General features: G+C 58.7%; 8 protein-coding genes. 5 read left to right on the top strand and 3 right to left on the bottom strand.

The window, feature by feature from the left end:
* Positions 1-241: 241 nt before the first annotated feature.
* The 3 genes from ACN0TS_RS16990 to aldA are packed head-to-tail and all read right to left on the bottom strand — an operon-like array spanning position 242 to position 4,549.
* Positions 242-1,873 (bottom strand): GMC family oxidoreductase, encoded by a 1,632-nt coding sequence (locus ACN0TS_RS16990; RefSeq protein WP_417260558.1) that lies wholly within the window; start codon positions 1,871-1,873, stop codon positions 242-244.
* 8 nt (positions 1,874-1,881) lie between these two features.
* The gene (locus tag ACN0TS_RS16985) at positions 1,882-3,114 is read right to left on the bottom strand and encodes a mandelate racemase/muconate lactonizing enzyme family protein (protein ID WP_417260557.1); all 1,233 of its coding nucleotides are present in this window, start codon (positions 3,112-3,114) and stop codon (positions 1,882-1,884) included.
* A gap of 10 nt (positions 3,115-3,124) precedes the next feature.
* Positions 3,125-4,549 carry an aldehyde dehydrogenase gene (gene aldA, locus ACN0TS_RS16980; protein ID WP_417260556.1) on the bottom strand — a complete coding sequence of 475 codons (1,425 nt, stop codon included), beginning with the start codon at positions 4,547-4,549 and terminating at the stop codon, positions 3,125-3,127.
* A gap of 137 nt (positions 4,550-4,686) precedes the next feature.
* Here aldA and ACN0TS_RS16975 point away from each other — a divergent pair, with 137 nt between their 5' ends.
* The 5 genes from ACN0TS_RS16975 to ACN0TS_RS16955 all read left to right on the top strand — a co-directional run bounded on the left by ACN0TS_RS16975 (position 4,687) and on the right by ACN0TS_RS16955 (position 11,239).
* Entirely contained in the window at positions 4,687-5,448 is a 762-nt protein-coding gene (locus tag ACN0TS_RS16975) for an IclR family transcriptional regulator (RefSeq protein WP_417260555.1), read from the top strand.
* 121 nt (positions 5,449-5,569) lie between these two features.
* Positions 5,570-6,988 (top strand): lyase family protein, encoded by a 1,419-nt coding sequence (locus tag ACN0TS_RS16970; protein WP_417260554.1) that lies wholly within the window; start codon positions 5,570-5,572, stop codon positions 6,986-6,988.
* On the top strand, positions 6,981-8,486 hold the full coding sequence (locus ACN0TS_RS16965; RefSeq protein WP_417260553.1) for an aldehyde dehydrogenase family protein: 1,506 nt from the start codon (positions 6,981-6,983) through the stop codon (positions 8,484-8,486). The genes ACN0TS_RS16970 and ACN0TS_RS16965 overlap by 8 nt, the downstream gene beginning before the upstream one ends.
* Positions 8,487-8,533: 47 nt before the next feature.
* A complete protein-coding gene (locus ACN0TS_RS16960) occupies positions 8,534-9,571 on the top strand; it encodes an aldo/keto reductase (RefSeq protein ID WP_417260552.1) in 1,038 nt (345 codons plus the stop codon).
* Between the two features lie 66 nt (positions 9,572-9,637).
* Positions 9,638-11,239, top strand: coding sequence for an ABC transporter substrate-binding protein (locus tag ACN0TS_RS16955; protein WP_417260551.1), 1,602 nt, complete (start codon positions 9,638-9,640; stop codon positions 11,237-11,239).
* The last annotated feature ends 84 nt before the right edge of the window (positions 11,240-11,323 follow it).

Here is an 11,323-nt window from a genome sequence, read left to right as displayed (position 1 = left end):
GCGGATCGCGTGGCCGAATTGGGCGGCTTCATCGGTCCTATTATCGGCGGCATTTATGAGGGCATTCGTCTCGGCATTTACGATGAACCTAGCAACTTTGCGGAGATCGCAGGTAGACCGCATCAAAGCTGGGACGACTATTTCGGATCACTTGTAGGCTAAGCCGCCACGTTCAAAACTGACTACAAAGATTGGGACGTTTCATATTTCAGAATCTGAATTTCATAGGAAGGTTTCCACCTCACCCTGCGTCGTGTGTCTGACGGATAGTGGTCTTGATCATATGCGCGGCTTTTTCTGCCACCATCATGACGGGCGCGTTGATATTACCTGAGGTGATGTTGGGGAAGATGGAGGCATCCACCACCCGCAATCCGCGCACGCCGTGGACTTTAAGCGTGGAATCCACGACGGAGGTTGTGGGATCGGCGCCCATCGGGCAACTCCCGCACAGGTGGTAGATGGAGCCACCTTCCTTGCGCATATGCTCCAGCATGTCCTGGTCGCGCGCGCAGGCCAGTCCCGGGGAGACCTCTTTGGTGGTAATGTCCTTTAGGGCAGGCATTTCCATGAAGCGTCGCACCAGTTTTCCCGCCTGAACCACGTCGTTGCGATCGCGCTCGGTTGCCAGATAGTTCGGGCGGATCAAGGGCGCGGCCAATGGATCGTTGGAGGCAAGTGTCACGCTGCCACGGCTTTCAGGGCGACAAGCATTGAAGGCAAACAGGAAGCCCGAATAGGGTTCGGGTTCGAGCTTGGCTTTGGTGCTTTCGGGCACGCGATAAGACATCGGGTTGAAGTAAAGCTGGATATTAGGCGCATCATGGGACGGGTCAGCGCGGAAGAACCCACCCGCCTGATTGACGCTGAGCGCAAGCGGCCCCCGACGGGCCAGTACATACTGCATCCCCGCCCAGAGCTTTCCCCACCACGGGCGCAACACATCATTCAGCGTCGGAACCTTTGTCTGGTAATAGTAGCTGGCGCAAAGGTGGTCTTGCAGCCCGCGACCGACCGAGGGTAGGGCGACTTTGGGCGTGATGCCATGGGCTTTCAGCTCGTTCGGATCGCCTACCCCTGAGAGCATCAACAGTTTGGGCGAAGCAACTGCCCCCGCGCTCAGGATCACCTCACGGCGTGCCGTGGCGTGTTCTTCGCCCTTCTTGCTCCGAAAACGCACCCCCGTCGCGCGGTTGGTGTCGTCAATGTCGATCCCTGTGACCTCGACATTCAGTCGCAGCGTCATGTTGGGTCGCTTGAGCGCGGATTTTAGATAGGTCTTCGAGCTGGATTGCCGTTTGCCGTGCGCGATGTTTGCTTCATAGATACCTGCTCCTTCCAGATCGGCACCGTTGAAGTCCTCGTTCATTGGTGCGCCCATTTCGCGGGCGGCTTCAAGGAAATGATTGCAAACGGGGTGGGCACCTTCCTTCATGGGGGTGATGCCAACGGGGCCGTCTGCCCCGTGCCATTGCGTGTCGCCTAAGGGGTGCGCTTCCAGCTTGCGAAACCACGGCAGCACATCGTCATAGCCCCAACCCGGGTTGCCCGCATCGCGCCAGTCGTCAAAGTCCGACCGATGGCCGCGCACCCAGATCATCGCATTGATCGATCCAGACCCGCCCTGAACCTTGCCGCGCGGGGCATAGATGCGCCGACCACCCATGGCAGCTTCTGGCTCGGAGGAATACATCCAGTTGGTCTTGGGATTGAAGTAGTTACGGGCATAGCCCGCGGGCATGTCAAACCAGAAGGAGCGGTCGCTGCCGCCTGCTTCCAAAAGCAGAACGCGGGTCTTCGGATCTTCCGACAAGCGGGCCGCGAGGATCGACCCCGCAGATCCGGCGCCGATAATAATGTAGTCGTAGGACATGGCGGGGCCTATTTCGAGAGGTCTTTCCAAGAGGTGTCGGACTGCGCCTTGAAATCATAGGGGCTGTCCCACATCGCCAGATGCAGACGTTTGTCCTTATAGGGAGAGTGCGCCTCGATCACCTCGCGGTTGAGCGTTATCCCGAGGCCGGGTTTGCCTGACGGGATGATGTAGCCATCTTCCCATACGAGCGGCTCTTCCAGCACCTCGGCGTGAAAGCCGTCCCATCGGCGGATGCTTTCCTGCACAAGGAAATTGGGCGTGGCGGTCGCAAGCTGGATGCTAGCGGCGGCACCGACGGGGCCGTTGTAGAGGTGCGGCGCGATCTGCGCGTAGTAAGTCTCTGCGAGGGCAGCAACCTTCTTGCCTTCCAAGATTCCGCCAACGCGTCCGAGGTTCATTTGCAGGATCGACGCGCCGTTATTGCGCAGGAGGTCGTGGAACTCGTACTTGGTGGTGAGCCGTTCGCCCGTCGCGACGGGGATGGTGGTCTTGTCCGCCACACGCCCCATGGCCTCGCAGTTGCCGGGCGGAATGGGCTCTTCGAACCACAACGGATCATAGGGCTCCAGCCGTCGCGCCAGACGCACAGCGCCTGACACGGTCATCTGCCCGTGGGTGCCGAACAACAGGTCACATCGGTTGCCGACAGCCTCGCGGATACGACGACAGAATGCCTCGCTACGATCCATGTCCTCAAGCGAGAGTTGATGCCCGCCCATCACAGTGTAGGGACCAGCGGGGTCGAACTTCAACGCTGTGAAACCCTGCTCCATATATTCGAGCGCGCATTCGACGCTCAGTTCGAGGTTATTGTAGTCATGGGCGCCGCTTGCGTTTTGCGGATAGAGGTAGCTGTAGGAGCGCAGCTTCTCGTTCACCTTGCCACCGATGAGTTCGTAGACAGGCTTGCCCGCCGCCTTGCCGATGATGTCCCAACAGGCCATCTCTAGCCCTGAGACGATGCCCATCATGGTCAGATCGGGACGTTGCGTGAAGCCGCTAGAATAGGCGCGGCGGAAGAATTTCTCGACGTGGTGCGGGTCTTCGCCAGCGAGAAGGCGGTCGAAGACATCCTGAATGGCCACCACCATGACATCGGGGTGGAAGGTTGCGGAATAGACCTCACCCACACCCTCGATCCCGTCGTCGGTGCGCAGGGTGACAAAGATCCAGTACATACCGCCGATGTGGGGTGGGGGGACGGCGACGACGTCCGTGTGGACAGAGACAAGTTTCATAGAATGGCCCTCACCAGCTTTGAATGACAAGACGGGTTTGCGTGAATTCCAGCATACCGTGTTTGCCGTCATCCCCGCCAAGGCCCGAGCGTTTCCAGCCCGCGTGGTAGCCTTGGAACGGGTCGGCAGGGGTGCGGTTGATATAGAGTTCTCCCGCTTCGATGTTGTTGGCGACTTCCATCGCCTTGCGGTAGTTCTCGGTATAGAGCACGGAGGCGAGACCGAACTGGTGGTCGTTGGCCAACTCCAGTGCCTCCTCGATCGTGTCGTATTTCAGAACGGGCAGGACGGGACCGAAGACCTCCTCTTGAACGATCTCCATATCCTGACGGCAATTGGTCAGAAGGGTCGGCGGGTAGAACCAGCCCGGGCCTTCGGGGATGAAATTGCCCGTTTCCAGTTTCGCTCCGTCGTCAATGGCCCGCTGGACCATCTGGTGGATGTTGAGGCGCGAGCTTGCGTTGATGAGCGGCCCCATGGCGGAAGGCTCCCGCATGCGGTCCCCGAAGGCGCACTCATTCATATGTTTGCGCAGCAGATCGACAAACTTGTCGTGTACACTTTCTTGCACATAGACCCGCTCCACGGCGGTACAAAGCTGACCGCAATGGCTCGTGCGCGATGCGATAACGGCAGCCGCGGCGGCTTCGAGATCGGCGTCGGCCTCGATAATTGCGGGTGTCTTTCCACCGAGTTCCAAAGAGACCTTGGCTATATTGACTTGGCTGTATTCGAGAACCTTGCGACCCGCGCCGACGCTGCCCGTAAGGGTAATCATGCCCACTTTCGGATGGGTGCAGACGCCTTGGGCGACCTCATGGGTCATGGCGAGGATGTTGATGACGCCCGCAGGGAAGCCGCAGTCGCGCACGGCCCGCGCGATCTCTAGCGCCGATCCAGGGGTGTTGTTGGAGGGGCGCGCGACGACCGTGTTGCCCGTGATCAAGGCGGGTGCGAGTTTGCGCATCAGCGTGTAGACGGGGAAGTTGAACGGGATGAGTGCGGCTACGACGCCAATGGGCTCGCGCTGTAAGACGAGGGTTTCGTTGGGGCTGTCGGAAGGGATTATCTCCCCCTCTATGCGCCGCGCCCACTCCGCGTGATAGCGCGTGATTTCGGCGGCGTAGAAGACTTCGCCTGCTGCATCCTCAAGGCTTTTGCCAGACTCCAGCGCGAGAATTTCCCCGATCTGGTCCTTGCGCTCTTCGAGCAGGTCGGCCAACGCACGAAGGTGGTTTGCCCGTTCGATCGAAGTGAGCTTGCGCCAGCCTTTCTGGGCATGGGCTGCAGCCTCGACGGCGGAGCGGGCCTCGGCGGCCGTAGCGGCGACCGCATGGGCGACGGGTTCGCCCGTGGCGGGGTTCAAAACCGTGATGAGTTCCTCGCCGTCGGAGGCCAGAAACTCGTTGTTGGCGAAATTGCGGTCGATCCTCATGCGAGTCTCCTCTGGGTGGGTCACGGGCCCAGACAAAATTTATGTGGCGAAATCTGTCAATTAAAATCCAAATAAGGAAACTTTATTCCATATTTGGAAAAACTGTGCGAGTAAGGGGCAAAAGATCAGGAGGCACCATGACACCCTCGAAAAAAACTGCCGCACCAGCCATTGACGGATCGGTAGCAATACTGGACGTGCTGTCGCGCTCGCCGTGGCCGCTCCAGCTTTCGGAAATCTGTGAGCGCACGGAGCTGGCGCAGGCCTCGGCACATCGGATCATTAATGCCATGGTCGAGCATCATCTGGTTGCGTTAGCACCAGGAAGGCGGAAAACCTACGTCCTTGGCGCGCGCCTGTTCGAGTTGTCCTCGGCGGTTTTTGCGCGCCAGCCCTATGTGCCGCATTTCTATCCCATTGCCGAAATTCTCAAGAATGAGATCCACCGCTCGATCTTTCTCAGCCTACCAGTCGGCAATCAGGTGGTCATCCTCGCACGACTGGACGCGCCTGCAAGCCAGACGTTCAACGCCTATGTGGGGCGCACCCTGCCCATGCATCTGTCGGCGTCGGGCAAGGCACTTCTGGCTGCGCGACCACTTGAGGAGCAGTTGGACTACCTACGCAAGGAGGGGCTGGCCGCTCAGGACAAAGCTGACAGCCTGCCCGAGCTTGTCCATGACCTGCAACGGGCCGCACGGCTTGGCTACGCGGTGAGTGTCAACGAGATACAGGACGGCGTGGGTTGCATCGCTGCGCCCGTGCGCAACGGCCGGGGTGAACCCGTCGCCGCGATAAGCGCCTGCTTCACGGGTGAGTCGCTCTCGGTGGAGAGCGCAAGGGTCTATTCCAAGAACGTAGTGCAGGCCGCTCGCCAACTTTCGTCTCACATTCTTTGAGTGAAATTAGGGCTCTGCCCATAACTTATGACTTTTAGGAATGACCTCTGCGAAAATGTCGTTTGCGCGACATAGGTGATTTCGTTTTTGCTTTGATGAAACGAGGAGGAGAACCCGTTTCATGATAGGCAACGCTACATCACGCATTGAGTGCGATGGCATAGGACCGCTTGAGTTGGGGAAGGATGTCGTCTTTGGCATCCAGACCCAGCGGGCTGTCGATCTCTATCCTCTTGTGGGCCAGAAATGCTTTGCGGAGCGTCCCGCGTTGTTGAACGCGATGCTCGCAGTCAAGAAGGCCAGCGCTCAGACCAACGTGCAAATTGGCGTGCTTGACCCCGCTGTTGGAGCCGCGATAGAGCAGGCAGCTGCGAAGCTGCTTTCTGAACCGCGTCCCGACTTTTTCCCCGTTCATGCGGCTCACGGCGGGGGCGGTATTTCCTTCAACATGAACCTCAACGAAGTGCTGGCCAATCTGGCCAACGCGGCGTTGACTGGCGCAGCCTACGGAACCTATGCGCCCGTCGAGCCGAGCGACCATGTGAACCTGAACCACTCTACAGCTGATAGTCTCTCGACGGCCTGCCACATCGCCGCGCGTACGGCTTATGCCAGTTTCGAGTGCGAGGTGGCGGGGCTTGTGGAGGATCTGGAAGCCCTGGTGGCCGAGTGGGGCGGGCAGCGCAAACTGGCGCGGACTTGTATGCAAGACGCAGTAGACATTTCTTTTGGCGATTATCTGGGGGGCGTCTCCGCCTCGCTGGCATTCAATTTGGATCGCGCTCGTCGTGATGCCGAGAAACTGCGCGCGGTGTCGCTTGGCGCCACGATCATCGGGCGGCGCGAGGATTGCGACCCCGCGTTCTATACTTCCATCCTGCCCGCGCTCAATGCAGAGTTGGAGCGTATTGGTATGCCTTCGGGTTTTCGACGCGCCAACAACCTGTTCGCGGCCACACAGGCACATGACCGTTTGCTTGCGCTCGGAGGGGCATTGGACCAACTGGGACGGACCCTTATGCGTTTTGCAAAAGACCTGCGCCTGATGGCGTCTGGCCCTGTCGGCGGTCTGTCGGAAATCCGTCTGCCCGCCGTGCAGGCAGGCTCCTCGGCCATTCCGGGCAAGGTGAACCCAACCATCCCCGAATTCATGGTGCAATGCGCCATGATCGCGGCAGGACACGCACATACCATGGCAATGACGCAGGACCACGGGGAGCTTGATTACAACCCGTGGCAGGCGGTGGTAATCGGCAGTCTTCTCGACATGCTGTCGATACTGGAAAGCGGGGTTGCCACGCTGCGGCGCCATTGCGTGCAAGGCATGGTGCCCGATGCCGCGCGCAATAATGACCTTGCCACCAGCCTGCTTCCGTCGCTGATCTGCCTCAAACAGCTCAAAGGCTACAGCTACGCCTCCCGAGTGGCGAAAGATGCCGCGGGGGATGTCGATGCCGTCCGCCGCGAAGTCGCCGACGCTGAATGCGCCTGTTCCTCCTCACATGAAAACACCCAATACGCGGAAAATCATCATGACTGACACGCTCCAACAAACTGATCTTGACTGGGCCAAATCCTGGCTGGCGCAGGACAAAAAGCAATATATCGACGGCGAATGGGTCGCAGGTGCCGACAAGGACTGGGCTGTGAAAAACCCCGCGACGGGGGAGGTTCTCTGCAAGATCGCTCTCGCCGACACCGACCAGATCGAAACCGCCGCCGCGCGGGCCAATGAATGCCACCAAAGCGGTGTGTGGAGCAGGAAAACCACGCGCAAGGCGCGCGCGGACTACCTGATCGCGATTGCCCGTTTGATCCGCGACAACGCCAAGCAACTGGCTCTTCTGGAAAGCCTCGCCAATGGCAAGACCTTTCTCGAGGCGCTCAACGACGACATCTACACCTGCGCCGAGATTTTCGAATACTACGCTGGCTGGACAGACAAGTTCTACGGTGAGGTCTCACCCGTGGATGAGGGCTTTCTCAACTTCACCTCGAAAGACCCCGTTGGTGTCTGCGCCTTGATTGCGCCGTGGAACTACCCACTCTATCAGGCAAGCCTGAAGATCGCTCCCGCGCTGGCCATGGGCAATACGGTGGTTATGAAGCCTTCGGAATACACGCCGCTGGCCACGCTCTATCTCTTTGAACTGATCGACCGCAAAATGGACCTGCCCAAGGGGCTGTTGAATCTCGTGCTGTGCGATGGTGCCACAGCCAACCAACTGACGCTGAGTGCCAATGTCCATAAGGTGTCCTTCACAGGTTCCACAGGAGTCGGTCGCCACATTGTTCAGAATTCGGGGCAGTCTAACCTCAAGGCGGTGACGCTGGAACTTGGCGGGAAATCGCCCTGTATCTTCTTTGACGACACCAAAGATCTCGATGCGGCGATCGAGCGGGCCTTCTACGTGATGTTTTCGCAAAAGGGCGAGAAATGCTCTGAGCCGACCCGTTTCCTGATCCAGAAGGGGATTTACGACGAAGTTCTCGAGAAGCTGATTGCCAAGGCCGAAGCCGTGACCTGTGGCGATCCTCTGCTGGCCGACACCCAACAGGGTGCGCAATGCAACGAGGCGCAGTTTAAACGCATTCTGGACTACATCGAGATCGGCAAGTCGGAGGCGGAACTGGTCGCGGGGGGACATGCGGATACCACGGGTGACAACGCCAAGGGGCTTTTCGTGCGCCCCACCATCTTCTCCAACGTGCCTGAAACCGCGCGGATCGCGCAGGAAGAGATTTTCGGCCCCGTGCTGGCCTGCGCCCCATTTGACACGGCGGAAGATGCACTGCGCATGGCCAATGGCACTAGCTACGGCCTTGCGGCGGGGATTTACACCGCCGATGTGAGCCTCGCTCATAAAATGGCCGACCGCCTCGATGCGGGCATGGTCTTTGTTAACCGTTACGGATGCTACGGATTGGCTGCACCCTTCGGTGGCTTCAAGCAAAGCGGTTGGGGCAAGGAAATGGCGATCCATTCCCTGTCCTCCTACACCCGCACCAAATGTACATGGATTCATTACGGCGAATAGGTCGCCGTCGTGCGTTTTGATCAACCTCCTTTGAAAGAGTGAAGGACATGCAATACACCCGTCTGGGCCGTTCCGGCCTCAAGGTTTCCCGTCTTTGCCTTGGCACGATGAACATGGGCTCCAAGTCTTGGAAGCCGTGGATTTTTGACGAAAGTGAATCCGAGCCGATCATCGGCCATGCGCTCGACAATGGCGTCAATTTTATCGACCTTGCCGATTTCTATTCTGCAGGTGCAGGCGAGGAAGTCGTTTGCAACGTGCTGCGCAAGCTGGCCAAGCGTGATGAGTTGGTTATCACCACTAAACTCGGCTACCCGATCGGTGGGGGCGTCAACAATGGCGGCCACTCCCGCAAGCACGTATTCGATGCGATTGAAGGCTCCCTGAGCCGGATGAATACCGATTACGTCGATATCTACATGCTGCACTATTTCGATACCGAAACCCCCATCGAAGAGACCATGCAGGCGCTAGACGATGTCGTGCGGTCGGGTAAGGCGCGCTATATCGGTGTGTCCACCATGTATACGTGGCAATTTGCGCGCATCCTGTCTGTGTGCGAGCAAAACGGTTGGGCGCGCCCGATCAACATGCAGCTGCAATGGAACGCCGCCTACCGCGAGGAAGAGCGCGAAATGATCCCTTTCTGTATGGATCAAGGCGTCGGTGTTTCGGTCTTTAGTCCACTTGCGCGCGGATTACTGAGCTGCGACATGACCTCGATCCGCAACCAGACCGATTTTTTCACACATGAGATGTATAACGATGCCTCTTCGCGAGCAGTAGCGCGCTCTGTGGCCTCAGTCGCCGAGGGGCGCGGGATCAATGCTGCGCAGGTGGCGCAGGCTTGGCTTTTGGGCAAGACGGAGGTGTCCTCCATGCTGGTAGGGGCGGATAACCAGTCCCAGTTCGACAGTGCTCTGGCCGCTCTGGAGACGGAGTTGGATGCGGAAGAGGTCTATGAAATCGAACGCAATTATACGCCCTGCGACGTGATCAATGACTACACCGCAGGCAAGCGTATCCCACGTGACCCACGGCCCGCCCAAGGGCGTTTCGCAGGCATGCAGAGTTCTGTGGCCTGATGGCTAAAAGGCAAGGCGGAGGGGTTCGCCTTGCCAAAACAAAAATCATCAAAAGGGAGATTTAGGATGGATGATTTGAAGATGCTCAGCGGCAAGCCGCTGCACCCCGAGGCGCGCAAGATGCAGCGTCGCTTTGCGTCAGGCGAGATTGACCGCCGCGGGTTCCTGCGGGGTCTCGCATGGCTTGGTGTTGCTGTCGGGGCCGCGGGTGTCGCGCCGCGCGTATTGCAGGCGCAGGAGACGCCGAAAGATGGCGGGACTTTGCGCTTTGCCTGTCAGGTTCAGGAAATCACCGACCCGATGATGGCGACATGGATTGAATCCTCCAACCTGCTGCGCAACAGCCTCGAATTCCTGACATGGGTGGATGCGGACAACATCACGCGCCCCTATCTGGCGAAAAGCTGGACGCCTTCGGAGGATCTCACCGTATGGGACTTCGAGCTGGACGAGCGCGTTAAATGGTCCAATGGCGATGACTTCATCCCCGAGGACGTGATTTTCAACATCGAACGCTGGATCGCACCTGACTCGCAAAGCTCCAACAAGAGCGCCTTCGAATCCGTCCAATCGGTGGAGAAGGTGGGAGATCACACGGTGCGGATCACCCTGTCGCGCCCCGTGGCCTCGCTGCCCGAACAGCTGTGCTCGCACACCTGTGCAATTGTCCACCGCGACTTTGCGGGCAACTGGCCTGAAAACCCTGTCGGTACGGGGCCATTTTCGCTGGTCAGTCACGAGGTTGGCCGTCAGGCAATTTTCCGCAAACGAGACGGCTATTGGGGAACGCCCGCCCATCTCGACGAGATTCACTACATCGACCTTGGCACAGATGTGACCACGCATCTCGCAGCGCTGTCGAGCGGGCAGGTGGACGTGCTCTACCGCACAACCATTGCGGAATACGACCTTATGCAGTCGCTGCCGAACATCCAGGTCCTGACGGGCACGGCCGCCCATACGCTCGCGATCCGTATGCAAGTGGATCAAGCGCCTTTTGACGACATCCGCGTCCGCAAGGCTGTGCAACTGGCAGCGAACAACGAGCAAATGATGCAAATCGCCTATCGGGGTGAAGGCGTGGTGGGCCGCAACTTCCACGTCTCCCCTGATCAGGCGGACTATGCGCCCGTTGAAGGCATTGCGCGCGATGTTGAAGCCGCCAAGGCGCTCTTGGCCGAGGCAGGATATCCCGAAGGGATTGATATCGAACTGGTCGTAGGTAACACGCAGGGCAAATGGGAGCAGGACACCGCACAGGTTCTGCAACAAAACCTCGCTGAAGCGGGCATTCGATTGAATCTCAACGTGTTACCTGCATCTCAATACTGGCCGATCTGGAACAAAGTTCCGTTCGGCGTTACCTATTGGGCGCACCGCCCGCTAGGCACTATGACGCTCGACCTAGCTTATCGCACGGGTGCGGCGTGGAACGAAAGCCATTATGCAAACCCTGATTTCGATGCAGCCCTGAACAAAGCGATGTCGCTGGTCGATCCCGAGGCCCGTATGGAGGCCATGGCAGAGGTTGAGACGATTTTGCGTGACGATGCAGTTCTAGTACAGCCATATTGGCCGAACCGCTTCTCGGCTGCGGCCCAGAATGTTCGCGGTTTTGTTCTGCATCCGTCGGATTTCTTCCGCATGGATGGCGTCTGGTTGGCTTGATGCCAAACATCGTTGGGGCGGGCCGAGTGCCTGCCCCTCTTATTCGCGCCCTTCGGCGCATTTTTTGGAATGATGGGGGGTGCT

It is taken from the genome of Celeribacter sp., from assembly GCF_048266405.1.
Lineage (GTDB): Bacteria > Pseudomonadota > Alphaproteobacteria > Rhodobacterales > Rhodobacteraceae > Celeribacter.
Note: the sequence above shows the minus strand (reverse complement) of the source record. Positions and strands in the feature narration are given on the sequence as shown.